Genomic DNA, 26205 nt, shown 5'->3' on the forward strand with positions numbered 1-26205 from the left:
ACCAAAACAATGTTTGGTGAATACCAATTTGTGGTTGTCTTTTATGATTTTGTGGCTGGTAATTGGTTTATAGCAACTGCTTAAATATTCTAAAAATTATGCCATTTTTGAGATCTTAGTAAAAATCACTTATTATGTATTTTGGCACGATATCTATTTGCGTTACCTTTCTACAGGTACTGTAGAAATAGCGTACTCTTTTGGTAAGAAAAACTTTTTAAATGTTGGCTAATAATTTATCAATATCATTGATAGTATTGTAAAAATGAAGACTTACTCTAATACCACCTCCTCTGAGAGATGTAATAATGTTTTTTTCTTTTAGAATATTATATAATTTTTGATCCCCTTTTAAATTAAAGATTGTACTATGATTTTCTCGGATGACAACATCCTTTTCTAATAGGTTTAAATTTGCCAATTCGGTTTTAGCGTACTCACCCAACCCACTTAGATGTTCTTCGATTACAGAAAGTCCTATTTTAGAAATAAACTGTAGGGAATATTGTAGACTTCCGAAGTTAAATGTATCTAAGTGTCCACATTCATATCGAGCTCTTAGATTTGTATATGAAGAATCGTAGTTGACATCAGAGGCTGCTTTTTTATATGCATTAGGTGTAATTTGATCAAGAACATCTTTTTTGAACAATATAAAACCGTTTCCATACCCTCCTAATAACCATTTATATCCACTACACCCCAGAATGTCAATTCCTGATGTATTAAAATTAAAAACCTTAGTTCCACAAAATTGTGTAGCATCCGCAATGATTAGTAGATCAGGGTTCTTTAGTTTTAGTTGTTTCAGGAAATTAAGATCAATAGCAATTCCGTTAATATATTGTACCAAACTAAAAGCAAAAACATCGGGTGTGTGTTTTGCTACTGCTTCTTCAATATTTTGTTCTAAAGATGCGTTTACTTTAGCATAACAAACTTTAAAACCTTTATTGATTACGGAAAAGTTTACGGAAGGATAATCCTCATCCAAGAGAAGCACTTTTTTGTTTTTTTCTAATCCGTTTAGGATAGTATTGAAGCCCAAAGAAAAGTTAGGGGTTAACACAGTGTTTTGTAATTCACATCCAAAAAAATCCCCTACTGACTTTCTTACACTATTTAAAAAGTCTTGTTGCTTATCTCTGAATATGCTTCCGCCAATAAGGAAATCAAGATCATGCTCTTGTCTATAATCTAATAAGGAATCATATAGTAATCCGGAGGATGCTGTATTAAGGTAAGTATTTTGTGAAAGTACGGGAAATTCTTTTCTTAAATTCTTCATAAGTTAGTTTAGGGCTTTTTGGCAAAACCTTTATATTTACTTGCACATATTAATCAAGCATTACTAAGGTACTATTAAAATGTTTTCAAAAAGAAAAGAAACTCCACAAATTGACCCTGTACAGCGAGAATTGTATGAACATGCTCGTAAACGAATTATTCAAAAGAAAAGACTATTTCAGCATTTTATTGTTTTTTTAGTTGGATCTATTTTTTTGGTTATTCTTAACTTATTAATAGGGGTTGGTAAAGAAATTACTTTTTTCGGTTTAGACTGGTATGCGGTAGCTATTGTTTGTTGGGCATTCCTTTTTGCTTTACATTTTTGTAACGTATGGTTGTTTCATAAGTTTATGGGAGCTGAGTGGACAAGTAATCAGATGGAACGATTGATAGCTAAACAAAAAGCAGAAATTGCACTAATCCAAAAGGATGTAGATCTTATGTATCCGAAAGATGAGCTAGTTAAAAAGAAGGAGGAATTTATTAAACAGCAACAACCAAAGGTTATTGAGAAGCCAGTAGAGTCAAAATCTAATCGAATAATTACGATGATTGCTGCAGCTGGAGAAAATAATGCATTGGGTAAAGACAATGATCTGGTTTGGCATTTGCCTGATGATTTTAAACGTTTTAAACAATTGACTACGGGTCATCATATTATTATGGGACGCAAAACTTTTGAATCCTTTCCAAAGCCATTGCCGAATCGTGTACATGTCGTAATTACACGAAATCAGGATTATAAACCAGAAGGTGCCGTAGTCGTACATTCTATGGATGCGGCCTTAGAAATAGCAAAAGATGATCCACAACCATTTATCATCGGTGGAGGAGAGATTTATAAAATTGGAATGGAATATTCTGATTGTATAGAGCTTACTAGAGTACACGGGACATTCGAAGCGGATACTTTTTTTCCTGAAATAAACCCTGAAATCTGGACAATTGAAAATAAAGAACTTCATGGAGCAGATGAGCGACATGAGTTTGCGTTTACGTATTTGACTTATAAGAAGAAGTAAATTTTACATTGCTATCGAAACAAATAATAGAACACTTTGAGAATCTACTTTGTGAAAAAGTAATAAAGACAAGAACGCTGTCCGGAGGCGATATTAATGAGGTTTATTTGTTAATTACTCAAGCTAAGAAATTAGTTGTAAAGCTTAATAGCGTTTCTAGGTTTCCGGGAATGTTTGAGGCAGAAGCAAAGGGACTGCAGGAATTAAGGAAAGCAAACATTTTTACCATTCCAGAAGTACTACATTATGGGAAATATAACGATAATGCTTTTTTGCTATTGGAGTATATTGAATCCGGAAATAAAGTAGAAGATTTTTGGTCCCTATTTGGAGAACAACTGGCTATTTTGCACCAAAATAATAAACCTTATTTTGGTTTTGAAAGTGATAATTACATTGGTAGTTTACCTCAATATAATATGAAGTCATATTCGGCAGCGGATTTTTATATTACGCAACGATTACATCCACAATTCGCCTTAGCTGCGAAAAATGGTTTTTCTTTTCAGAATCTGGATAGCTTTTATAAAAGTATTGAAACCAAAATTCCAAATGAAGCATCGAATTTGATTCATGGAGATCTATGGAATGGTAATTTTATGATTGGTCAGGATGGACTTCCTTGTCTAATAGATCCTGCGGTGGCTTTTGCTCCTAGAGAAATGGATATTGCTATGATAAAGCTTTTTGGAGGTTTTGATCAGGAATTGTTTAAGGTGTATAATGAGGCTTTTCCTCTAGTTGAAAATTGGGAAGAAAGAATTGCTATTTGGCAATTATACTATTTGCTAGTGCATCTTAATCTGTTTGGTAGCACATACTACAATAGCATTACACATATTTTAAATAAGTATACATGAAATTTCTGTAGGTTAACTAATCTCCACTTTCAACTTTATACTTACTTTTGTTAAAATTTTAAATACACAATACATGAAAGCATATGTTTTTCCAGGTCAAGGGGCTCAATTTTCAGGAATGGGTCTGGATTTATATGAAAATTCAGAAATTGCAAAAGACCTTTTTGATAAAGCCAATGATATTTTAGGTTTCGAGATTACCAAAATCATGTTTGAAGGAACTGCTGATGAGTTGAAACAAACTAAAGTGACTCAGCCGGCGATCTTTTTACATTCTGTAATTCTTAGTAAAGTATTGGGCGATAGTTTTCAACCTGATATGGTTGCTGGGCATTCATTAGGTGAGTTTTCAGCGTTAGTAGCTAATGGAACATTGAATTTTGAAGATGCACTGAGACTAGTTTCTAAAAGAGCATTGGCAATGCAGCATGCTTGTGAATTACAACCTTCTACAATGGCAGCAGTTCTAGGATTAGATGATGAGGTAGTAGAAAAAGGATGTGAAGAAATTGATGGAGTAGTAGTTGCAGCAAATTATAATTGCCCTGGTCAATTAGTGATCTCAGGAGAAGTAGAAGCTATAGAAAAAGCTTGTGAATTGATGAAGGAAAAAGGTGCTCGTAGAGCGTTAGTATTACCGGTTGGAGGTGCATTTCATTCACCATTAATGGAACCTGCAAGAGAAGAGTTAGCAGCAGCAATTGAAGCAACAACTTTTAATACACCAAATTGTCCGATTTATCAAAATGTGACTACCACGGCTGTTACTGATCCCGAAGAAATTAAAAAGAATCTGATTGCACAATTAACTGCTCCCGTAAAATGGACGCAAAGTGTGAAAAATATGATGAAGGATGGCGCAACATCTTTTACAGAAGTTGGTCCCGGAAAAGTATTATCGGGATTGGTTAAAAAAGTAGATCGATCTATGGAAACGATTTCTGCTTCGATCTAGTAGAATAGAAGAAAATACTAAAGATATTAGAACCTCGAAGTTAATTAAGCTTTGAGGTTTTTTTATGGTGTGCTAATCTGCGCTACTTACAAAAAGAATTTCACGACTTATGTTATGTGTTCGAGAAGTATTTAGTTCCTGATATTTTTAGACTTTCCCCCTTTAAATTTAGTTTCAAGATATATTTGTTTCCATTTTCCATCTACATAATCTCCAACCTTAAAATTATAAGTGGAATCATTTACGTATTCCCACATATCAGTTACTAGCGATTCTCCATATTGATATTGATAGATAAGGTTTTTTCCTTCCACTGTAACAGTTCCTTCAGTTACACCTCCAAAAATATCAAACTCCCAAAACTTAATAGTTTTCGTTTCTGTGTCAAATTTTCTGATACCGTGATTACGCCAACCGTATTTTGTTTGTTTTTGATCAGTAAACCCTTTGGATTTTGCAATGACTAAGGTGTTGTTTAAATCAAACCTGAAGATGGTTTCTTGCTTAAATATAGTGCCATCTCCCCATTTGCCTTCAGCTTTCCATTCTTTTCCTATTAAATTTTTAAATATAGAAAGATCGGTTTCCTGACTCTGGGTAGATATGGAAATAGTAACTATCAGAAAAAAAATTTTAATCGTTCTCATCATTATCTTTTAAATTTTGTTATTCATTAGTAAATAACCACTCAATTGCCGAAGTAAAATGCCCTTTCCAAAAGGCTTCGTTGTGTTCGCCTTCAGGATCGATGATTATATGGATGTTTTCTTTAGGATGATTCGATGACAGGATTTGAGTAAACATTTTTTCAGTGTTTTCTGCCATTCCTTGTCCTTCTTTTTTACCAACCAATAAGAATAATCGAGCTTCTTCAGGAATAGGATTATTTTGTGTAAATGTAAAAACATCTTCAGAATACCAATAAGACGGAGAAAAGATTCCTGCTTTGCTGAAAACTTCAGGGTATTCGTAGATTGCATAGTGAGAAATTAATCCGCCCATAGAACTTCCCATAATCGCTGTATTATCTTTATCAGCTAATGTTCTGTAGTTGTTGTCTATATATGGTTTAATTTGATTTACGATAAACTTCATATATGCTTCGCCTTCTGCTTCACCAAACTCTGAGTTTTTCCAAGGACTTAGCTCATTCATGCGTTTTTCGGCTCCATTATCTATTCCAACGACAATAAGTTCTAAACCAGATGTTTTTGCCAGTTGGTTAAGGCTTTCATCCACTCCCCATTCTCCGGAATATGCGGTGAGCTTGTCAAACAAATTTTGCGCGTCGTGCATATAAAGCACCGGATATTTTTTATCGGAGGTATTATAACCAGGTGGTACATAAATTCGAATCTGTCGGTTGCGATCTAAGCTGGCTATCTCGAATTGTTTTTCTAATACATTAACATTGGTTTGTGCAGTAGATGCTTTTTTGGTTTCAACTGCTTGAGAAGCTTCGGTTTCTGTAACAATTCCTTCTGTTTTTTCCTTATGTGTTTTACATTGTAATACCATTACGGACAAGATGATTAATAAAAGATATTTGGTTTTCATATTAATAAATAGATTTTTGATCGATGATTTTATTCTTTTATGTAGGATGATTTACTCTTTATTTGTGAAAATTAGGTCAGCGTTTACATTATGATTTTTAGAAACTACAACTAATATCTTACTAGTCTTATCCCAAAATTGACCAGATTCTTCTTTGTCAAGTTCATTTAAAGAATTAACTACTTTTATTTTTTTGTTGTTTAATACCAGATTTATAGGTTTATGAATTCCATGAAAGAATAGTTTATAGCTTCTCTTTGATATAGCTTCTTTGTAATTACCTATTACTTTATGTATAATCAGTTTATTGTTGTTTTCGATATATTCTATTTTGGTATTTCTATACTCACTTTTGGTTCTAAACTTTTCACTTGTATTATCATCTTCATACAGTGTAAATTGCGAATCTTTACCTGTATAGATATGAATATTTAATTCAGATGGATCTAGGGTAAAAGTGCTCTGCGCATAATTGTATTTTGGAATTATAGCCCCTTCTTTTACAAATAGTGGTATTTCTCCAAAATTAGCTTTGTGTTGAATAGTTTGACCTCCATCTAGAAGATTATCGGTCCAATAGTCATACCATTTATCACCTGGTGGCAGCCATATATCTAGAATAGAATCGTTTGGTGAATATGAGGGTGCTATTAATAGTTCGGCTCCCCACATATATTGTAAATCATATTTCCAAGCTTCTGGTGTATCTTGATAATCAATTACCATAGCTCTTGCCATAGGTATACCGGTTTTGTGAGCTTGATGAGCATAAGTATAGATATATGGCATCATTTCATATCTCATTTTTCCATATGTAAGCGCTACATCCTGACTGTTTTTTGATCTATCCAAAGGCCAACGTTTATTCTCTCCCATACCGTGAGGTCGCCAGATAGGTGTAAAGCTACCAAAAGCCATGGCCCATTGTGTATAAAAACTATCATCTGGACCTGGAGGTCTAAAACCTCCGGCATCATGATTGAAATAAGGAAAGCCTGACAACCCAGATGTTTGTAATGATCTTATAGTGGATTTCATCCAATCCCAATCACATTTGATATCCCCAATCCAATGTGTTGCATATCGCTGAGCTCCTGCTGACATGGATCTTACCCATACGTAGGGTCTTTTTGATTCTCCAATTCCTGGAATGGAGGTGTTGTTTTTATTGTCCCATCCTTCCTGCACTATGGCTTTTGAAATAAGAAAAGGATAATAGTTTTCATTTTCTGCCCAACTTCTTCCATTGGCACATATAATACTATCATTTAATTGCCATAGATCATCTGTTTCATCAATCCAAAGGGCATCTCCTGGATATTCCAATTTAGGGTCAAATGACTTTTTGTAGAAGAGTTCCCATATCCATTTACGAGTTAATGGATTGGAATAATCCGGAGCACTTTTGCCATAATGTTCGGTATACTTTTCAGCATCAGGTATGTTGTATTCTGACTTCCATCCTTCAGATAAAGCAGCATTATTTCTATTAAAATCCAATGTTATGGTGACATTGTTTTCTTTGCACCATACAGCGAATGCCTTAGGGTCGGGAGTACGAGTAGGATCCCATTCAAACCAAGAATCTGACCATGCGCCAGAACCAGCTCTCCATCTATTGTCATTGACCAGATGATCAAGTGGGAATCCGGCATTTCTATGTTCTTTAATTTTGTTTTTCCACCATTCAACTCCTTTGTGTTTAGGATCCCCTTTATCCGAAAGTTGAAGCCCAAATATTGACCGTTGAGGTAGTCTTGGCCTCCCGGTTAATTGTGTATATCTGTCTAGTATGCTTTTAAATTCAGGTCCAAAAATAAAGTAATAATCCATTTGTCCCTGAAACCCTTTGGTATCAATATTAAACTTGTATTGATTGTCTTTTCCAAAATTAAAATCATGTTGAAAAGTACTATTCAGAAAAACTCCATATCCTTTATTTGACAGATAGAAAGGGACTGTTAATACTCCTTGTGGAGCACCCCAATCTACAAGTCCATCTCCGTAGTTACAACTAACCCTTTTTCCCTTTAGGTCAATAGACTCTACTCTTCCAAATGATTGGTAACCCATACCGCAAAAATGTTCTAGGTTGTCGAACGCAAAATCATTTGAGATCTTGTTTTCTTTCCAGTAGATTCCATTTTTCTCGGATAGTAATTCTTGACCTTTTTTTGTATCACGAATTTTGAATTTCATTGGAGATTTTTGCAATTCGATCTGAAGTTTCTTTTTTGATCCAACCTTGATTATGAATAGCTTATCTTTTTCTTCTATTTCATATACACCGTTAAGATGATGATCCGTCACCATTTCATAATGGTTATTTGCAAAAAAAGATTCGTTTTTTCTTATCCAATGAATTCTAAAAATATCATCAGAATAAAACTGAAAATTTAATTTAACTCCTGTATCCGATTCAAATATAAGTTCATGGTTTTCTTTCTCATAGGTTTTAAAATTTCCACTTTGAGCTTTTGCTTCATTAACAATTAGCTGTGTTATGAGTAGAAAAAATATTGTTTTTAGGTTGGTTGCCATGTTTTAAGGTTTTAGACAATAGAAGTTTGTTTTCTTGTGGTTTATGGCTATAGGTTTCTGTTGAAAAAAGAATAATATTGATACATGTTTGATTTTTATTGATTAGCACTAGGAATAGATAATAAACTATCGATTTGCGTAAAGGAATATTTTCCTATTAGATTACCTTCAGGTGAAATCAAAAATTTAGCTGGAATTTCTGAAACACCATATTTTCTTGCGATTTCAGATAGCATAACAAATCGATTTTGATCTACTATTTGATTTTTCCAAGTATACCCATATTTAGAAACTACTTTTTTCCAGGATTTTGAATCTTTCTCAAGGGCTATACTAACCACAGTTAATTTGTCAGAATGTTTTTTATGAAGAGCTACTAATTCAGGACTTTCTTTAAGGCAAGGAGCACACCAGGAACCCCAGAAATCTAGTAATACATAAGCTCCCTTTAGGTTCGATAATCGAAAAGATGTTCCATCTATCAGAGTAGCTTCAAAATCGGGGGCAGTATCTCCTTCATCTGCAGCTGACCATTTTGTGTAGCTATAGAATAGTCCAAATAATATGATTGCTCCAAGAATACTATAATTCAATATTTTTTTCACACTTACGAGTTTTTTTGAAGCTAATCTAGTATTTGTTTAAATGTATTATTGTTTGTAAATCTTACCCTCTTTCATTACAAATACTACATTTTCCATAGTCTTTATTTCTTCGGTAGGATCTTCATTTACTGCTACAATGTCTGCTAGAAAATCAGGTGCAATTTGCCCTAATTCTTTACTCATATCCAGTACTTTTGCATTTACGATTGTAGCACATTGTATAGCTGTTATAGGGCGCATACCTGCTTCTACCATATATCCAAACTCTTTAGCATTCTGTCCGTGCTTAAAAACTCCGGCATCTGTACCAAAAGCAATGCGAACACCACGCTTATGAGCTTTCTTAAAAGTTTCTTGGATTTGAGGTCCTATTTCTAGAGCCTTAGGAACAATAATGGCAGGGTAGTATCCATCTATTTTGGCTTTTTCTGTAACTTCTTTTCCAGCGGTAATAGTAGGTACCAAATAGGCTCTGTTCTTTTTCATTAAGTCCATCGTTTTAGTACTCATTAGCGTTCCGTGTTCGATTGTTTTTACGCCTCCGATTATGGCACGCTGCATTCCTTCATCTCCATGTGCGTGAGCAGCTACATGAAATCCATAATCCTTAGCAGTTTTACAGATAGCTTTTATTTCTTCTACTGTAAATTGTGGATTAGAACTACTTTTGGCAACGCTTAATACACCTCCGGTTGCTGTGATTTTAATTAGATCAGCTCCATTTTTATAACGTTGTCTAACGGCTTTTTTAGCATCTTCTACACCGTTTACTACGCCATCCTTTGGTCCTGGATCTCCTATCAATGATTTGTTACCTCCATTGGTTGGATCCGCATGACCTCCAGTAGTGGCTAGTGATTTACCAGCTGTGAATATTCTTGGTCCATCAATTTTTCCTTGTGCTATGGCCTTTTTTAAGGCAATGTTTACGCCACTTCCTCCAAGATCTCGTACAGTTGTAAATCCAGCCATCAATGTTGTTTTGGCAAACCCAACGGAATTATAGGCTACATCTGCTTCATTATTTGTATAACGCTCTAAATATGCTTTTGGATTAGATTCGTTTTCCATGTGTACATGCATATCAATGAGTCCTGGCATCACCGTTTTATCTTTAAGATCGATAATGATATCATCATTTTCTCCGGTAGTGTATCCACTTTCTACTTTACTAATTTTATTACCAGAAACAACAATTGTTCTTTCGGTTAAAATTTTACCAGTTTTAGTATCGATTAATTTTCCGCAATGAAGATAAGTGTCCTGAGCAACAAGTGTGGTACTTATTACAGCAAAAAGTAAGGTGTAAAAGAATTTCATAAGCTTATAAATTGTGTGAAGTTGTTTGTGAATGAATTTGTGCTAAATTATCTGATCAACAATTTAAAATAAAATACTGTAATTGATAAATAGATTATGATTTCTTTTAGAAATATAGGCTGTAAGCATTGTTTTATCTTCCGTGAAATTCCATATTTGGTAATTTAGCAGAACCTTTTAAGTATTTATTGAACCAATCCAATACGTCTTGATCTCTTTCTTTTCTATACTGACTAATGCCGTGATCTGCCCCTTCATAGATCTTCAATCTATATGGAATTCGGTGTTTTTCAAATTCTAAAGCAAGTTTTAGTGAATTCGTGGATTTTACTCTCCAATCCGAATTACCATGTAATAATAGAATAGGAACCTTGGGAGAAAATTTGTCTGCCCATAATACTGCAGATCTCTTTTTAAGTTCGGCTTCTTTGTTTTGATAATAATCAGGAATCAACTCTGCATATACTCTTTTTTCCAATTCTGGTCTGTCAATTGTTGTTAAGTCGGATTCTGCACCACCTACAACCGCTGCTTTTATAGTGTTCGTTTTGGATAAAGCAAGATAGGTCATCATACCACCACGACTCCAACCATACATACCAATGCGAGTTGTATCTGCTTCTGGTAATTCATCAATTACCTTGTTTAGATTTAAAACATCATTTACATCATTTCCTCCAAACTCTTCCATTCCTTCGCTTTTGCCAGAGCCTCTATAATTACATCCGATCACAATATATCCTTCATTGGCAAGTTTCGAAAACATATATGCTATTGGTAATTTTTTATTACCACCAAATAATTGAATTGCTCCGAAATCACGATTACCTCCTCGATTATATATAATAACCGGGTACTTTTCTTCCTTTTTCGGAATTGCAGTAAATGATTGGATTTTTAATCCATCGCTTAGATAGGTGATTTCATACATATCTACATTTTCTAAGAAATGATATTTATCTATAAAAGTAGTTTGCTTATTGTCAGTAAATAAATCAGGATAGTCTTGCCAGTTAATTTTCTTTTTTTCTAAAATGATTGATTCTTGAGAAGTGCAGGAAAAAAGGTTTGTAACGATAAGGATGAATACTAAAATGTGTTTCATTTTTTTTCTTTAATGACTGTTAGTAAACTGATGTATTACGTGAATTTGATATATGAATTCTAATTTTATTTTAATAATTCCTCTAAATCACTTTCTATATAATCCGGAATTGCTTCAATATCGATAATCTCATCAGACAATTGCCGTTTCTGATCTTGTAATTGAATGATCTTTTCTTCTATTGTGTTTTTAGTTATAAAACGAGTGACCATAACATTGTTTTTTTGACCGATACGATGCGCACGTGCAATAGCTTGTTTCTCAATAAAAGGATTCCACCAAGGATCTAACAAAACAACATAGGATGCCTTGGTAAGATTAAGACCTACTCCTCCTGCTTTTAATGAAATGAAGAACAAAGAGATTGCATCGTTTTCCTGAAATTCATTGACAATCCTTTCTCTGTCCGAACCTTTAGTTCGTCCTGTAAGGCTAACAAAAGAAATGCCTTGAGCTGTACACCACTCCTGATATAAACTTAAGTGAGATACAAAAGAACTGAATATCAATACCTTTTTATTGGATCTCACCAAGGTGTCTAAATAGGAGGTAACATCTTTGAATTTACCAGAAGAATCTTCTGTTTTAGTATTCAGTAGTTTAGGATGGTTTGCTAACTGCCTAAGTTTAGTTAATGTATTTATGATATGAATCTTGTTAGTAGAAACTGTATCAATACCTAATAATAAATTTCTAGCGGCTGATTTTTGAGATTCATATTCTTTTTCTTGCTCTGTAAGCATCTCAGTATAGATAGTCTGTTCTGATAATTCAGGTAAATCCTTAGCTACTTGTTCTTTTGTCCTTCTTAGAATAAAAGGTTCTATGAGTGCTTTTAATTCCTTAATACGCTCTTCGTTTTGATGTTTTTCTATCGGAGTTTTAAAATGATCTTTAAAAAAAGGATAACTTCCTAGCATTCCTGGATTGATAAATTCCATCTGGGACCAAAGGTCAGATAATGAATTTTCGATAGGTGTCCCACTCAAAGAAATTTTATGTTTTGCATTGATGTCATTAATCGCTTTGAATATTTTAGATTCTTTATTCTTGATTTGCTGACTCTCATCAGTGATTAAATAGGTGAATTCTGTTTTTTGTAGTGTAGCAACATCTTTTGATAATGTAGTATACGTAGTTAGAATGATGTCGTATGTTTCTAAATAAGGCGCTATTTTTTTGCGATCACTTCCTATATATTTTGTAATGGTTAGGTGTGGTGCAAATTTCAATATTTCCTGAGCCCAATTAAATATTAACGAAGATGGTAATACAACTAGCGCTTTTAGATAAGTTCTGACCTCTAATGGATCACTAAACAGATCTAATCGAATAGTTTTGGTGTCTTCTGGAGCTGATGCAAGCTGTTCTTTTACAAACACCAATGTTGCTATGGTTTGTAATGTTTTTCCAAGTCCCATGTCATCTGCAAGGCAAGCTCCTAGTTGATTTTGATAATGTTTTACTAACCATTTTACGCCTTCTTCCTGGTATGGTCTTAAGGTGGCTTTTAATTTAGAAGATGGTTGGTAGTCAATATAAGTATTTTCTGAGATATCTAGTTCTTCTGGAGGTACAATATCTTTTAAGAGTGTGTAATTGCCTTTATTTACTAGAATACTGTCTTCTTTTACTTTTCCAAAATTTGCTAATTTTTTGTAACGTGTCATCCATTCCAACGGAATAATGAAAACAGATTCATCATTCATTGGAAAAAAGCGATTATTCTCTTTTATGTATTTAATAAATTTGGAAAACGGAATTTCTTGTGAACCAATAAGAACTACTCCTTTGACATCGAACCAGTCATTTTTTTTTTATTTTTAATTTCGATCTGATGTGGATCAAGATTTACTGATCTGTTCTCAAGATCGGGAAGCGTAATCTCAAATCCTTCTTTTTCTAGTTCTTTATGATGCGTTTGAACCCAATTAAAAATTGCTAATGGATCATCAGAAGTTTCAAGCTCTAATAAGAGATTGGCATTGGTTGTTAGCCCTTTAGATTCCAGTAAGGCTATAATTTCTTTTTCGGCATTAGGGTCTCTTTTAATTTGAGTGATTTGAATTTCTTCATTTTCTCCAAAAAGTACATCAGAGGAAGTTTTTTTAGCACTATTATAGTCAAAAGTAGCTTGACCATAATTAAAAACTACTTTAGCAACATAATTTTCCTTTATAAAATCTTGAATAATTTCTATCCCATAGGATGCTATGTTTTTGTGAATTATTATCTCAAAACCATTTGCAATTACATCTACATTTTTTATAACAGGAATGATTACCTTATCTAGATAGGTTTTAATGTGTTTTTTAGCAATAGTAATCTTTTCTTTGCTGAAAAATGGTTTTAATTTATTGGCATTTAGATTATCAATATGATAAATGGATTTGTCCAATACAATCCAGGAAGGTTCATTTAATAATATCTGAATGCTATGATTTTGAGGGATTATAACTTTTTCTCCATCTTTTAAAGAAAACGCATAATCGATACCTTCATCTGTTTTGGTAAATTCTAAAATTGGATTGAGAATACTATCACCAATTGATAATCTATGGACTTCAAAAGGGTCTTTTCTTTGTGCATTATGCACTACAGCATATTGGTTCTCAATTAAAAGGGCATAAAAAACAGAAAGCTTATTATTGATGTAATTGATAACTACATCTTTGATTTTGGGATCCTTTAGGATATCTGCGAAACCAAATGTTTTTCTTTTTTTAGCAGGTCTGAATTGCTGTTCTAACACCGGGATTTTTAGACTAGAGCATATTTCTAATAATTGCTCATGAGGTGTCTCTAAGTATGGTATTTTGAAACTAGCTAAAGTCTGAGGAGTAGCTTGCTTTTCTACGTAGCCAAGACGATCATTATTTACAGGTACAATATAGGTTTCTGGTAAAGGGGGAATTCCAGGAAAATTATTATGATCTACAAGATTATAACAAATACAAAATGAATCCATTATAGGTGTTTATGAGTTTTGTAATAATTAATTATACAAATATGAATAATTAACTTTTTTAGCTTATTTAGTAATAAAATCGATAATAGTTTTTGTGATAAAATCAATTTGTTCATCATCTAATTCTGTATGCATAGGTAACGAAATCACTTCTTTCACAAGTTGATTGGTAACGGGGAAATCGGACTCATTATAACGCTCATCTTGATACGCTTTTTGATTATGTAAAGGTATAGGGTAATATACACCACACGGAATTCCAGTGTCATTAAGATGTTTTGCTAATGCATCACGATCTGCATTGATGATACGAAGTGTATACTGATGAAATACATGACAGTTACACGAATCGCAAATTACATCCTCACTGGTTCCGCAACTATTTCCTTTTACTTTTGGTGTTATTATATTCTCTACACTTTCAAAAGCTTTGTTATATTTTCTTGCTGCCGCTCTTCTGGCATTATTATAAGAATCAAGATTAGGTAGTTTGGCTCTAAGCACTGTAGCTTGTATTGAATCTAATCTAGAATTTACGCCAACTACATCGTGATGATATCTTTTATACATTCCGTGATTGACGATTCCACGAATAGTATGAGCTAAATCATCATCGTTAGTGAACATAGCTCCACCATCACCGTAACATCCTAAATTTTTAGAAGGAAAAAAAGAAGTAGAAGATACATGACCTATAGTTCCTGTTTTAGCAACTTTTCCATCTGCAAATTTGTAACTAGAACCAATGCCTTGTGCATTGTCTTCTATTACATATAGGTTATGCTCCTTAGCTATTTCCATAATTTCATCCATATTGGCAGCTTGACCAAATAAATGAACAGGTACAATCGCTTTTGTGTTAGGAGTGATAGCTTTACGGATAGCATTCGGATCAATATTAAATGAATCCGGTTCTACATCTACTAAAACTGGTGTGAGCTGCAACAATGCTATTACTTCTACAGTAGCTGCAAAAGTAAAATCTGCAGTGATAACTTCATCTCCCGGTTTTAGGCCTAATCCCATCATCGCTATTTGCAAAGCATCTGTCCCATTTGCGCAAGGAATTACATGTTTTACATCCAGATATTCTTCTAATTCTTTTTGAAAACTATGTACTTCCGGACCATTTATAAATGTGGCAGAGGAGATAACATCGAGAATAGATGCATCCACACGCTCCTTTATTTGTTCATATTGACCCTTTAAGTCAACCATTTGAATCTTCTTCATAGGATGAATTTTGTAACCCGACGAAAGTACGAAATAATGACACGATTGCCAATGTGATAACTAAGTTTTGATATGTTTTTTATTAACGAATAGTATCAATATAGTATCACATTAGCAAACGCTTTTCTTTCAGATGTTTATAATCTTATTCTTTTACGAATTTTATCGTCTTGTTATTATTAACCTGTAAAAGATATATACCGCCGGATAATGGTTGTAGTTTTTCTGAGATATTATATTGCGAATTTTGATTTAGAGGAACGACAAAATCAGTAATTTTTTTGCCTGTAATATCATAAATGTTTATTAATAGCGTATCAGAAATATTATATCCTTTCAGCGATAACAAAGCGTAGTTTTTAACCGAATTTGGAGTAATCTTCATAGATTTTTCAGCTTCGTTAAAGATATCACCTGCTCCTTCATCAATATTCAAAGCTTTATTAATATCGCCAACTACGAAACCAGAGATAATACTCCTTTTAAAATTGCCGTTACTTTCTGAGTTTAGAAATAGGCTGTATACACCTTCATCAAGATTTTTAGTATCAAAATAGAAACTACCATTCTTTTTATGAAAAGTAATTACTTCTGGATCATTTTTTAATGGAGTTCCATCAATTTTAGAAGTTTTGGTAATTACACCATGTATTTCCGTATTGACCAGTAATTCACTATTTTTTTGCTTTGAAAAAACATCAACTTTTAGTGTAGGATAGTTATTTTTTATTTGATGTTCTAAAGACATGGTAATTCCATTATTTTGTTTGATAAAAGCAGCAAAGCGAGAATCACTTTTCAGCTGAATATTACTTTCAGAAAATGGAATCACTGTTTTATGATCCTGTTGATTATGACTTTTTAGTGTGCTTATTTGTTTTTGATTTAAGTCAAAACCCTGAAACTCTGCTATTGGATTTTCGTGGATAATTTCTGCAACTGCAAATGTTGAGTTTTTATCCAATGTAATTTGATCATATTCATTTTCAGAATGAATGATATAATAGTTACTGGTAGTAATATAATTATCCGGAATGTTGGTTTCTAAAGATTGATTGCTTTTTTGAGACCGATTTTGGAGATATGATTTTACATATGGCCAACTAAACTGTCCCAAACTTACATCGATATGGTCAAAAAAGGCGCGGAAATCATTTTTTCTGAATACATATTCAGCGCCCGGTCTTAGTGTACTTCGGTATGGTGCCACACCGTCATTAGCTCCCTGAACCGGAAGTAAAATTCCGCCTGTAGCAGTAAAAGCTGCTCTGGCAAGTAGGTTGGATCCATTAAAATATCCAGATGCTCCTAATACTACAAATTTTTCAGGTTCGTTATTAGGATTGTTGTCCAGATAAGGGCGCACTACATCTCTACAGTAATAGGTCGTTGATGTTCTTGCTCCTTCATTTAACCCTGTTAGTCGCCAGGCCCAATTTAACCAAGGCATTTGGGAAATATCGGCCAAATAAGTTCCCCAATAAGGAGTGCCTAACGCAAAAACTTGTTGCACTTTATCCTTTTTGCCGTATTGGATCATGGCCGCTTCTGCGGCTTTTCCTCCATTACTATGTGCAATAATGGATACATCTACCACATTATACTTTTCTGTGATAATGTCAATAGATTCGGCAAGTAATTCCCCATTAACCCATATGCCACCACCTCTAGTGGTAGCAACAAAAACAGCTTGATATCCTTCATCATATGTTTTCTGATAAAAATTGTTATCAAATAAAAATTGTGTTTGATTTAGATCGATGTATCCATGATTAAATAGAATCACTTTTCCATTATAATTAGGTGGAGTAACACCGTGGTGAATTGTAGATTTAAAAAGAGGTCCTATAAAAAAAGGACTAAGTTGATCTGGTTTTGGGAGTTGAACTTCTACAAAATTCTGGGAGCATAATATTGCACAAGAAAATAATGCAATTAAAGTAAATTTCAATTTCATAAGACTTGAGTTTGTGTGATAGTTGGTGTCAATTTAGTAATTTTATTGAATATTTTTTGTTAAAATCTAAAAAAAGAATGTGTATTTTTATTAAAATGTGAATTTCATTGAATTTTAATCAATTTGGTAAATATGCTTTTTGAGTAGAATGTTTATCAGTTTTTATAAGAAAGAGCCGTATTTTAGCGACACATAAAATCAGAACTCTTGAATTTTTTATATAATCTTCTTATCTCAGCATTCAATGCGTTGCTTCCGATTATTGGATTAATAAGTCCAAAACTTACATTGTTTGCAAAAGGAAGGAGAACAGTGTTCGAGGTATTAGCAAAAAGTATAAAGAAAGATGATCAAGTGATTTGGTTTCACTGTGCGTCACTAGGCGAATATGAGCAAGGAGTTCCTGTAATGGAAGAGGTTCAGAAAAAGTACCCTACTCATATCTTATTAGTTACTTTTTTTTCCCCGTCAGGGTATGAAGTGAAAAAAAATAGTACTCTTGCTGACGTTATCATATATCTACCAATAGACACTAAAGCGAATGCAAGAAAATTTGTAAAGCTTGTAAATCCCAAGCTTGCTATTTTTGTGAAGTATGAGTTTTGGCCTAATTATTTAAAGGAGCTAAAATCTAATGATATTCCTATTGCCATAATTTCTGCCGTATTTAGAAAAGATCAAGCATTTTTTAAATGGTATGGTGGTTTTATGCGATCGGCTTTAAAAACGGTCGATCACTTTTTTGTGCAGGATACTACTTCACAACGATTACTGAATCAAGTAGGGTTTGATAATGTTACTATAAGTGGTGATACACGTTTTGATAGAGTGTCACATCAAATCGAAATGGATAATCAGGTAGATTTTATTTCAGAATTTATTGGAGATAGACTTTGTATAGTGATAGGAAGTTCCTGGTCAGAAGATGAAGAAGTGTTTGTGGATTTTGTTAACCAAGCTTCGGATGATTTGTGTTTTATTATTGCACCACATGAAATAAAAGACAATGGCGTACAAGGACTAAAACATGAATTGATAGGCAAAACAGTGCTGTTTTCTGAGAAAGAAGGAAAGAATATGAATGACTATCAAGTATTTATCATGAATACAATTGGGTATTTATCGCGTGTCTATAGTTATGGAGATATAGCCTATGTTGGTGGAGCGATGGGAACATCTGGATTACATAATATTCTGGAACCTGCAACTTTTGGAATCCCTATTATAATTGGTAAGAATTTTGAAAAATTCAGAGAAGCGAAGCAACTTCAGAAATTAGCAGGGTTATTTTCAGTAGCTAACAAAACTGAATTTTCTAATATTCTGAACAAGTTGATTGATAATAAAAAATTCAGACAACAGACAGGTATGATTTCCGGTCATTTTATAAATAGTAATACAGGAGCAACTGATATGATTGTTAAATATTTGGTTGAGAAAATGGATAAAACCTAAACCGTTACTGCCTCATTCAAGTATCTTCTAAAAGGAAGCATTTCTCTATAAACTTCTATTACTCTTTCGTTAAAATTGTCTTGTAGAATTTCTTCTTTTGTCAAAGGATGAATAACAGCGATGGTTTTACGACGTAATAGATCTATCCGTTCATGATCCATTGTATATCCTTTGGGAGCTTTTTTCAAAGAATCTCCATCATCGTATAATTCACCAAATGTTTTCTGAAAAGTTTTTTTATTTATGATCTTTAGCAACTCTTCGCCATTATAATCAATTGCTTCACGAATACTATTCAGAATTTTGTTATCTGGTTTCCAATAACCTCCTGCCAATTCACAATCGTTAATTCCAATCTGGATATAAAAATCTCCTTGTTTGGATCGTTGGTCTAATCCTGCAGCAAAATGATCTTTGTAAACCGGTTTGTTAGGGTGGAAAAGGAGATTGTTATTAATTCTATTAATTCCCTTTTTGCCTGGAGTTGGGTAATAATGGGGATCAATTTTGGCAAGCTCTGTGTCAAGATGATCTAACCAATCTATAAAAGAATTTCGGATTTGCTGGTACCATTTTCGATTAGCATCCATCCATTCTTTGTTATTATTTTGCTGTAATTCTGAAAGGAATTGAAATAAATCATTGAAATTCATTATGTTAAAAAAATTAAGATTTTTTGTGAAAACATTACCAAGGTAATAGAAATAGTGAGATTAGAATGGCGTTATAGCCATATAATAACAACTAAAATTTTTATATTATGAAAAAAGTAATTTTAGCCTTAGTGTTTTTATTTACTTTAAATGTAGCGTTTGTTTCTTGTAGAGATACAAATAAGGAAACAGAAAATGCCACTGAAGAAACCAGCGAAGTACAAAAAGAAGTTGAAAATACTGCTGAAGAAGCTGTAAAAGAATCTGCTGAGATTAAAGAAGAAGCGGAAAAGGCTGTGAAAGAAGCTGGAGAAGAGCTTGATAAATCTTTAGAAAAAGCAGTAAAAGAAGACAATAAGGAGGCTGAAACTGAAGGTGAGCAACAATCTTAAGCGGTCTAAATAGAAAAGAAACTTGCTAAAGGTAAGTTTAATGAAAAAAGAAGGCCTTTCTTAATTGAAAGGCCTTTTGTTATTTTTAGAATAATCCGTTTAATTCTGCATCAATACGGTTTATAATATTACCAAGATCTTCTGGGTTATCCACGAAGTTAAGATGATCTACATCAACAATAAGCAGATTACCTTTATCATAACCATGAGCCCAAGCCTCGTATCTTTCGTTTAGTCGGCTGAGATAATCAATACTAATTGTGTTTTCATATTCGCGACCACGTTTATGAATTTGAGCCACAAGATTAGGAATACTACTACGCAAATAAATAAGTAATTCAGGACCTTCTACCACACTTTCCATCAAATCAAATAGTGATTTATAGTTTTCGAAATCACGATTGGTCATTAATCCCATTGCATGAAGGTTAGGAGCAAATATATATGCATCTTCATAGATCGTTCTGTCCTGAATGATATCTTTTCCACTTTCACGAATCTCTAGAATTTGTCTAAAACGACTATTAAGGAAATAGATTTGTAGATTAAAAGACCAACGCTCCATTTTATTATAAAAATCCTCTAGATAGGGATTTTCCAGTACATCTTCGAATTGAGGTTCCCATCGATAATGTTTGGCCAATAGTTTGGTTAATGTTGTTTTTCCGGCACCAATATTTCCAGCAATGGCTACATGCATAGTTGATTAATTTTTTTGGGGTGTTAGATCAAAACTGTATATCTTACTTTGGTGGTAAATATAAAGGATTTCATTAGTAACATAAAACTGTTTTATAGGAATTTCTGGAAGATTTATCTTTTCTATTTCTTTTGTCTTTGTGGAACGATAATATAATCCGTCTTCCTTTAGTAATAACAAATCATCATTAATAATCTTCATATCGGTATATCCTTCATTACCACTTCTGTTTAATAAACTTCCATAAATATTGAATTGTGATAGCGTTTCTGAAGTAAGTATCCAGCAATAATTAAAGTTACTATGTAGTTTAGTCGGAAGTTCGGTAATAGGTTGTGTGGTGACTAGCGTTTTGCTAGAGTTCGTGTTAAATAATTCTAATTGTTGGGTATTGTTATCAAAAATCCAGACGCCGTTATCATTTGCAGGAGAAACCAATGAAACACTCTTAAACTCTGCAATAGTATTAAAATTTATGCGGTCAATTTCGGATAAATACTTGTCCACTAATACAATAGTATTAGAGGATTCGTAGAACAATACAATTTTTAAAGGATTCAAAATAGATACTTGTGTGAGTTGGCCTAGAATAAAATCACCAAATTGCCACTCTTGATCATTCCATTTTTTATAAAAAATATTTCCTTTGGTGTAATAAACAGCGCCAAAAGAGTCAAACCCCAAAAAATGATCAGCTTCTAATGAGATAGAGTTTCTCGCAATTGCGTTCCTCTGAGTGTAACCGCTATAGATAAACCCGAATAAGATTAAAAAGAATAGTACCTTCTTCATGAATTAGCAAAGTACAAAAATAAGGCCATTTCTAACAAACTAATTTATACCCAAACCCTCTAACATTAATAATCTGAATAGAATCGTCTTGTTTTAATTTTTTCTGAGTTTGGTAATAAATACATCCATACTTCTGCCATTAAAGAAATCATCATCTCCCCAAAGTTTTTTGAGAATCATAGAACGATCTAATACTTGGTTTTTGTTTTTTACTAAATGAAATAACAAATGTGCTTCTCTATGGGTGAGTTGATGACATTCATCTTGATAATTAAGGATTTGTTTTGGGAAATCAAAGGTGTATTTACCAATTACAAGTGTTTCAGAATTTTGTTGCGTTTTAGTTCTATGTAGTAGATTGTTGATCCTAACGATAAGCTCTTCCATACTAAAAGGCTTTTTGAGATAATCATTACCTCCAATGGTAAAACCTTCCACAACATCCTGTGTCTGTGATTTAGCAGTGAGAAATATAATAGGAATCGTATCGTCTTCTAATCGGATTTCTTTAGCCAATGTAAATCCATCTTTTTTAGGCATCATCACATCCAGTACCAATAGTTTTGGACTAACGGATTTGTATAGAGCAAGAGCTTCTTCGCCGTTTTGTGCAAGATGTACTTTAAAGTTTCTTGTTTCTAAACTTTCTTTGATAATTTGCCCTAATGTAGGTTCATCCTCAGCCAATACTATTTCAATGATTTTATCCATTGGGTAAAGTGATTTTGAAATAAAATAGTACTGAATCTCAAGAAAAAGGTGGAGATTATAGAGCCTACTAAAGGTGAAGTCATAAATGAAACTAAATTCGAAGAAATTATGCGTAAAAAAATGCAAGAAATACAGGATAGAAGACCAAACCGCGATGATGGAAATAGTATGCAGATAAGAATAGGAGGATAATTATCAAAAATCAATCAAAAAACGTTATAGGAAACATATATAGGGCAGTCTTATATTGAGATAACCAGCATACAATCAGAAGCTATTTTTTAGGATATAATTAACTTATTTCCATTAAACCGTATGCTAATGCTAGAGTCTAAATATGGTAAAACTGCCTAATATGAAGACTATATTTACCTTGGTTACTATTCTTGTAACCTCATTAGCGAACGCACAAGATTTTCAGGGGAAAGCTTATTATTTCAGTAAAACTGGAATGGATATGGATTTTGGTAGACGACAAATGTCTGAAGAACAGAAAAAAGCCATAGCTGATCGGATGAAATCTGCTTTGGAGAGAACATTCATACTCACTTTTGATAAAAGCGCTGCGACCTATAAAGAGGAAGCAAAACTAGAGATAACTGAAGAAGGAGGTAGAAGAGGAGCAATGCTTTCTGGAATAACATCCAATAACTCTTATAAAAATATTAAAACGGCTGAGTACTATGATCAACGAGAGTTTTATGGAAAAAACTTTTTGATTAAAGACTCATTGGTGTCATACAACTGGACTTTGGTCAATGAAACTAAGAAAATTGGAAATTATACGTGTTTCAAGGCAACGACCACTAAAAAAGTAAGTGAGATAATGGATTGGCGAGCGATGAGAAGAAAGGCAAGACAACAGAGAGATCAAAGAGAAAAAAGCAATGTTGATCAGGCAAGTACCGAAAACACTCCGGACGAGTCAGAAATGCCAAATGAAATTGAGGTAATTGCTTGGTATACAACAGAAATTCCGGTTAATCAAGGCCCAGGATCCTATTGGGGATTACCTGGTTTAATTTTAGAAGTTCAGGAAGGTAAAACTACATTACTGTGTAATAAAATAGTTTTGAATGCTGAAGAAAAAGAAGAAATCAAACCACCAACAAAAGGGAAAAAAGTCTCACAAGCTGAATTTGATGAAATCACCAAAAAGAAAGTAAAAGAAATGATTGAACAATTTAGTACACAACGAAGAGGAAGAGGGAGCATAGGTGGGGGACGCAGAAACTAAGAATTCTTTTAAATAAGTTAATCAAAAAAATGAAGCAAAAAATACTGTATACCATATTATTGGTGGGGATCACTATGTCTGCACAAAAGGTTCAGATCACTGGATTTGTAAAAGACTCATTAGGCAATCCATTAGAAATGGCGAATGTTATCGCTTATAAAAAAGCGGACAATGCTATGACGGCATATGGTATTACTAATGATATGGGGAAATATAAATTATCAGTACCGGTAAATGAGACATATATACTTAAGGTTAGTTTTATTGGACTCTCTACCAATGATGAAACTATAGCGGTAACTACTCAAGATGTTACAGCTAATTTCGAAATGATGTCTAAGGCAGATAGCCTTGATGAAGTAGAAATAGTATATGAGATGCCAGTGGTAGTTAAAGGGGATACACTAGTCTATAATACGGATTCATTTACCAATGGTAATGAAAAAAAGTTAGGTGATGTATTAGAAAAACTGCCTGGAATAGAAGTAAACGATGATGGAGAGATTGAAGTAGAAGGCAAAACGGTTTCTAAAGTTATGGTAGAGGGGAAAGACTTTTTTGATGGTGATTCTAAGCTTGCTACTAAAAATATTCCGGCAGATGCATTAGATAAAGTAGAAGTGCTAAGGAATTACGAAGATGTTGGGCAGATGCGTGGTTTACGAAATACTCAAGATCAAGTTGCAATTAATATTAAACTAAAAGAAGGAAAAAAGAACTTTTGGTTTGGAGAGATCACAGCTGGTGCAGGAGTTGGCGAGACTGAACGGTATTTAGTAAAACCTAAATTATTTTATTACAGCCCTAAATACAGTCTCAATATTTTAACAGATTTTAATGATATAGGAGAGGTGCCTTTTACCAGAAGAGATTATTTCAACTTTACTGGTGGTTTTAGAAATTTAGAAAGAGGAGGAACATCCTTTAATATCACGACCGATGATCTGGCTTTTGCGGTATTACAGAACAATCGTGCTAATGAAATTAATACAAAGTTTGGAGCAGCTAATTTTAGTTTGTCTGCTAGCGAAAAACTAGATATTAGCGGATATGGAATTGTTAGTGATACCAAAACAGATTTGATCACTACTACCCGAAGAACCTATATTGATGATACACCAGATCCTACAGATAATACAATAGAGGAAACTTTTGATAATACAGAGCAGCGAAGCAAATTAGGATTATTAAAATTAAGTGCAAGTTATAGACCAAATAATAATTTTAGGTTAGATTATGATGTTTTCGGAAAGCTCTCAAAACAAGAGGAAGAAGATGTTTTTATTTCTGAAAGAGATGATATTTCTGAAGACATCAATGAAAGACTTGAAAATAATCCCTTTTCTGTACAACAGAATTTAAATGCTTATTATACTCTTAATTCAAAAAACATTTTTGCTTTTGAAGCCCAACATCTATTTCAGGAAGAAGATCCGTTTTATAATGCTATTAGGTCCGAAATTCCTTTTAGGGGAGTTTTTACTCAAATTACGGATCCAGATGATCCCGGTTTAGATACTTATGATCCATTAGAGGAGTCAGATAGATACAATATCAACCAACAAAAAAATGTAAAAACTAGTAAATTGGATGCAACACTTGATTATTACTATGTTTTAAGTAAAAAAAGCAATCTAAATTTCACAGTTGGGTCTACATTAAGTACTCAGAAATTTGATTCTGATATTTTTCAGATTTTAGATAATGGAAGTCAAAACGATTTTGAAGCAGATGAGTTTAATAATGATGTGACTTACAATTTTAATGATATTTATGCAGGAGTACACTATAAGTTTATCACAGGAATTTTTACATTTAATCCTGGAGTTAGCGTTCATAATTATAGTCTTAAGGATGAACAACTAGGAACTACAGTTAGTCAAAATGAGTGGCAAGTATTACCGGATTTTTTTGCTTTGGTTCAGTTTAAAAAAAGCGAGAGTTTACGTTTTAATTATTCAATCACAGCTAATTATACGGATGTAAATAGTTTGGCAGAAGGATATGTATTTAGTAATTACAACTCATTATCTGAAGGGAATAGAAGCTTGGAGAATGCTTTGTATGATAATTATTCATTAAACTATTTTAGTTTTAATATGTTTAATTATACTAATATTTTTGCTAGATTGAATTATACGAATAGACGGAATCCTATTAAGAATACAAGTGTTGTATCTGGTATAAATAGAGTAAATACTCCAATTAATTCTAATCTTGCAGATCAAGTACTTACAGCTAGCGGAAATTTTACAAGAACTTTTGGTAAGATTAAAGGAAATCTAAACGCCAATGTTAGTTGGTCTAGTTTTAATAACATTGTAAATACGTTGCCAAGTGAGAGTATAAGTCTTACACAAACGTACCAAACAGAATGGTCCATGAATTTTAAAAAGGGTCCAAATTTCGACTTAGGATATAGCATTTCGGTTAATGATTACGATAATAATGGTGCGGAAAGCACTTTTTATACTAGCCGGCCTTTTGCAAGATTAGACTGGGCATTTGCGAAAGGTTTTTTATTAAAATCTTCTTATAGCTATTATAACTATAGTGATACTAATACCACATTGAATGAGTATAGTTTTTGGGATGCAGAAGTATTCTATCAAAAACCGGACAGTAAATGGGAATATAATTTTTCGGTCACGAATCTTTTGGATACCGAAAGTATAAACAGGGATAGTTTTAATGAACTATTCAATAGTACTTCTAGTTATGTGGTACAACCACGATTCTGGATATTAACTATAAAGTATAATCTATAATAGTAAGATGTTGAAAATTGATTGTAATCTTTTAAAATCTTTAGGAAACACTCATTTAACATATTTTAGTAAGGTTTGACGACA

The 26205-nt window shown here is 33.1% G+C and carries 22 protein-coding genes and 1 pseudogene; 8 read left to right on the forward strand and 15 right to left on the reverse strand.

Features of this window, described 5'->3' with window-relative positions:
• Positions 1–217 precede the first annotated feature (217 nt).
• Positions 218–1288, reverse strand: coding sequence for an aminotransferase class V-fold PLP-dependent enzyme (locus Q0910_RS08305; RefSeq protein WP_299214765.1), 1071 nt, complete (start codon positions 1286–1288; stop codon positions 218–220).
• A 79-nt stretch (positions 1289–1367) separates the two neighbouring features.
• On the opposite strand from Q0910_RS08305, the gene Q0910_RS08310 reads away from it, so the two are divergent.
• The 3 genes from Q0910_RS08310 to fabD all read left to right on the forward strand — a co-directional run bounded on the left by Q0910_RS08310 (position 1368) and on the right by fabD (position 4127).
• A complete protein-coding gene (locus tag Q0910_RS08310; RefSeq protein WP_299214768.1) occupies positions 1368–2312 on the forward strand; it encodes a dihydrofolate reductase in 945 nt (314 codons plus the stop codon).
• 8 nt (positions 2313–2320) lie between these two features.
• A complete protein-coding gene (locus tag Q0910_RS08315) occupies positions 2321–3172 on the forward strand; it encodes a fructosamine kinase family protein (RefSeq protein WP_299214771.1) in 852 nt (283 codons plus the stop codon).
• A gap of 73 nt (positions 3173–3245) precedes the next feature.
• Entirely contained in the window at positions 3246–4127 is an 882-nt protein-coding gene (gene fabD / locus Q0910_RS08320) for an ACP S-malonyltransferase (protein WP_299214774.1), read from the forward strand.
• A 131-nt stretch (positions 4128–4258) separates the two neighbouring features.
• On the opposite strand, the gene Q0910_RS08325 is transcribed toward fabD, so the two are convergent.
• The 10 genes from Q0910_RS08325 to Q0910_RS08370 form a co-directional block, all read right to left on the reverse strand.
• On the reverse strand, positions 4259–4774 hold the full coding sequence (locus Q0910_RS08325; RefSeq protein WP_299214778.1) for a hypothetical protein: 516 nt from the start codon (positions 4772–4774) through the stop codon (positions 4259–4261).
• Between the two features lie 19 nt (positions 4775–4793).
• Complete coding sequence (locus Q0910_RS08330; protein WP_299214781.1) at positions 4794–5684, reverse strand: alpha/beta hydrolase-fold protein; 891 nt, start codon at positions 5682–5684, stop codon at positions 4794–4796.
• A gap of 51 nt (positions 5685–5735) precedes the next feature.
• Complete coding sequence (locus Q0910_RS08335) at positions 5736–8225, reverse strand: TIM-barrel domain-containing protein (protein ID WP_299214784.1); 2490 nt, start codon at positions 8223–8225, stop codon at positions 5736–5738.
• A 95-nt stretch (positions 8226–8320) separates the two neighbouring features.
• Complete coding sequence (locus tag Q0910_RS08340) at positions 8321–8830, reverse strand: TlpA disulfide reductase family protein (RefSeq protein ID WP_299214787.1); 510 nt, start codon at positions 8828–8830, stop codon at positions 8321–8323.
• 45 nt (positions 8831–8875) lie between these two features.
• Positions 8876–10150, reverse strand: a complete 1275-nt coding sequence (locus tag Q0910_RS08345; protein ID WP_299214789.1) for an amidohydrolase family protein — start codon at positions 10148–10150, stop codon at positions 8876–8878.
• Positions 10151–10283: 133 nt separating this feature from the next.
• The gene (locus Q0910_RS08350; protein WP_299214791.1) at positions 10284–11255 is read right to left on the reverse strand and encodes a prolyl oligopeptidase family serine peptidase; all 972 of its coding nucleotides are present in this window, start codon (positions 11253–11255) and stop codon (positions 10284–10286) included.
• Positions 11256–11320: 65 nt separating this feature from the next.
• Positions 11321–12964, reverse strand: a complete 1644-nt coding sequence (locus Q0910_RS08355) for a DEAD/DEAH box helicase (RefSeq protein ID WP_299214793.1) — start codon at positions 12962–12964, stop codon at positions 11321–11323.
• A 74-nt stretch (positions 12965–13038) separates the two neighbouring features.
• On the reverse strand, positions 13039–14223 hold the full coding sequence (locus Q0910_RS08360; RefSeq protein WP_299214795.1) for an SNF2 helicase associated domain-containing protein: 1185 nt from the start codon (positions 14221–14223) through the stop codon (positions 13039–13041).
• A 63-nt stretch (positions 14224–14286) separates the two neighbouring features.
• Positions 14287–15456: a DegT/DnrJ/EryC1/StrS family aminotransferase gene (locus Q0910_RS08365; protein WP_299214797.1), complete on the reverse strand. Its 1170-nt coding sequence runs from the start codon at positions 15454–15456 to the stop codon at positions 14287–14289.
• Positions 15457–15601: 145 nt separating this feature from the next.
• Entirely contained in the window at positions 15602–17413 is a 1812-nt protein-coding gene (locus tag Q0910_RS08370) for a hypothetical protein (RefSeq protein WP_299214799.1), read from the reverse strand.
• Positions 17414–17620: 207 nt separating this feature from the next.
• Here Q0910_RS08370 and Q0910_RS08375 point away from each other — a divergent pair, with 207 nt between their 5' ends.
• Positions 17621–18868, forward strand: a complete 1248-nt coding sequence (locus tag Q0910_RS08375; RefSeq protein ID WP_299214801.1) for a glycosyltransferase N-terminal domain-containing protein — start codon at positions 17621–17623, stop codon at positions 18866–18868.
• On the opposite strand, the gene Q0910_RS08380 is transcribed toward Q0910_RS08375, so the two are convergent.
• Positions 18865–19521: a DUF2461 domain-containing protein gene (locus tag Q0910_RS08380; protein WP_299214803.1), complete on the reverse strand. Its 657-nt coding sequence runs from the start codon at positions 19519–19521 to the stop codon at positions 18865–18867. The two genes, Q0910_RS08375 and Q0910_RS08380, sit on opposite strands and share 4 nt — an antisense overlap.
• Before the next feature lie 107 nt (positions 19522–19628).
• Between Q0910_RS08380 and Q0910_RS08385 the strand changes: the two genes are divergently transcribed.
• The gene (locus Q0910_RS08385) at positions 19629–19913 is read left to right on the forward strand and encodes a hypothetical protein (RefSeq protein WP_299214805.1); all 285 of its coding nucleotides are present in this window, start codon (positions 19629–19631) and stop codon (positions 19911–19913) included.
• Between the two features lie 85 nt (positions 19914–19998).
• Here Q0910_RS08385 and Q0910_RS08390 read toward each other — a convergent pair whose 3' ends face one another.
• The 3 genes and pseudogenes from Q0910_RS08390 to Q0910_RS08400 form a co-directional block, all read right to left on the reverse strand.
• Complete coding sequence (locus tag Q0910_RS08390; RefSeq protein WP_299214807.1) at positions 19999–20613, reverse strand: deoxynucleoside kinase; 615 nt, start codon at positions 20611–20613, stop codon at positions 19999–20001.
• A gap of 6 nt (positions 20614–20619) precedes the next feature.
• On the reverse strand, positions 20620–21405 hold the full coding sequence (locus Q0910_RS08395) for a hypothetical protein (protein WP_299214809.1): 786 nt from the start codon (positions 21403–21405) through the stop codon (positions 20620–20622).
• Positions 21406–21436: 31 nt separating this feature from the next.
• Positions 21437–22116, reverse strand: a pseudogene (locus Q0910_RS08400) (response regulator transcription factor).
• Between the two features lie 48 nt (positions 22117–22164).
• On the opposite strand from Q0910_RS08400, the gene Q0910_RS08405 reads away from it, so the two are divergent.
• The 3 genes from Q0910_RS08405 to Q0910_RS08415 all read left to right on the forward strand — a co-directional run bounded on the left by Q0910_RS08405 (position 22165) and on the right by Q0910_RS08415 (position 26121).
• Positions 22165–22308, forward strand: a complete 144-nt coding sequence (locus Q0910_RS08405) for a hypothetical protein (protein WP_299214811.1) — start codon at positions 22165–22167, stop codon at positions 22306–22308.
• A 163-nt stretch (positions 22309–22471) separates the two neighbouring features.
• Complete coding sequence (locus Q0910_RS08410) at positions 22472–23353, forward strand: GLPGLI family protein (protein ID WP_299214813.1); 882 nt, start codon at positions 22472–22474, stop codon at positions 23351–23353.
• 29 nt (positions 23354–23382) lie between these two features.
• Entirely contained in the window at positions 23383–26121 is a 2739-nt protein-coding gene (locus Q0910_RS08415; RefSeq protein WP_299214815.1) for a TonB-dependent receptor, read from the forward strand.
• Positions 26122–26205 lie beyond the last annotated feature (84 nt).

Origin of the sequence: uncultured Aquimarina sp. (assembly GCF_947495315.1) — a bacterium.
Classification (GTDB): Bacteria; Bacteroidota; Bacteroidia; order Flavobacteriales; family Flavobacteriaceae; genus Aquimarina.

Coding starts and splice junctions, on each gene's coding strand:
- Q0910_RS08305 (WP_299214765.1), bottom strand. CDS start 1,288: ATGAAGAATTTAAGAAAAGAATTTCCCGTACTTTCACAAAATACTTAC.
- Q0910_RS08310 (WP_299214768.1), top strand. CDS start 1,368: ATGTTTTCAAAAAGAAAAGAAACTCCACAAATTGACCCTGTACAGCGA.
- fabD (WP_299214774.1), top strand. CDS start 3,246: ATGAAAGCATATGTTTTTCCAGGTCAAGGGGCTCAATTTTCAGGAATG.
- Q0910_RS08325 (WP_299214778.1), bottom strand. CDS start 4,774: ATGAGAACGATTAAAATTTTTTTTCTGATAGTTACTATTTCCATATCT.
- Q0910_RS08330 (WP_299214781.1), bottom strand. CDS start 5,684: ATGAAAACCAAATATCTTTTATTAATCATCTTGTCCGTAATGGTATTA.
- Q0910_RS08335 (WP_299214784.1), bottom strand. CDS start 8,225: ATGGCAACCAACCTAAAAACAATATTTTTTCTACTCATAACACAGCTA.
- Q0910_RS08345 (WP_299214789.1), bottom strand. CDS start 10,150: ATGAAATTCTTTTACACCTTACTTTTTGCTGTAATAAGTACCACACTT.
- Q0910_RS08350 (WP_299214791.1), bottom strand. CDS start 11,255: ATGAAACACATTTTAGTATTCATCCTTATCGTTACAAACCTTTTTTCC.
- Q0910_RS08355 (WP_299214793.1), bottom strand. CDS start 12,964: ATGAATGATGAATCTGTTTTCATTATTCCGTTGGAATGGATGACACGT.
- Q0910_RS08360 (WP_299214795.1), bottom strand. CDS start 14,223: ATGGATTCATTTTGTATTTGTTATAATCTTGTAGATCATAATAATTTT.
- Q0910_RS08365 (WP_299214797.1), bottom strand. CDS start 15,456: ATGAAGAAGATTCAAATGGTTGACTTAAAGGGTCAATATGAACAAATA.
- Q0910_RS08370 (WP_299214799.1), bottom strand. CDS start 17,413: ATGAAATTGAAATTTACTTTAATTGCATTATTTTCTTGTGCAATATTA.
- Q0910_RS08380 (WP_299214803.1), bottom strand. CDS start 19,521: ATGAATTTCAATGATTTATTTCAATTCCTTTCAGAATTACAGCAAAAT.
- Q0910_RS08385 (WP_299214805.1), top strand. CDS start 19,629: ATGAAAAAAGTAATTTTAGCCTTAGTGTTTTTATTTACTTTAAATGTA.
- Q0910_RS08390 (WP_299214807.1), bottom strand. CDS start 20,613: ATGCATGTAGCCATTGCTGGAAATATTGGTGCCGGAAAAACAACATTA.
- Q0910_RS08395 (WP_299214809.1), bottom strand. CDS start 21,405: ATGAAGAAGGTACTATTCTTTTTAATCTTATTCGGGTTTATCTATAGC.
- Q0910_RS08410 (WP_299214813.1), top strand. CDS start 22,472: ATGAAGACTATATTTACCTTGGTTACTATTCTTGTAACCTCATTAGCG.
- Q0910_RS08415 (WP_299214815.1), top strand. CDS start 23,383: ATGAAGCAAAAAATACTGTATACCATATTATTGGTGGGGATCACTATG.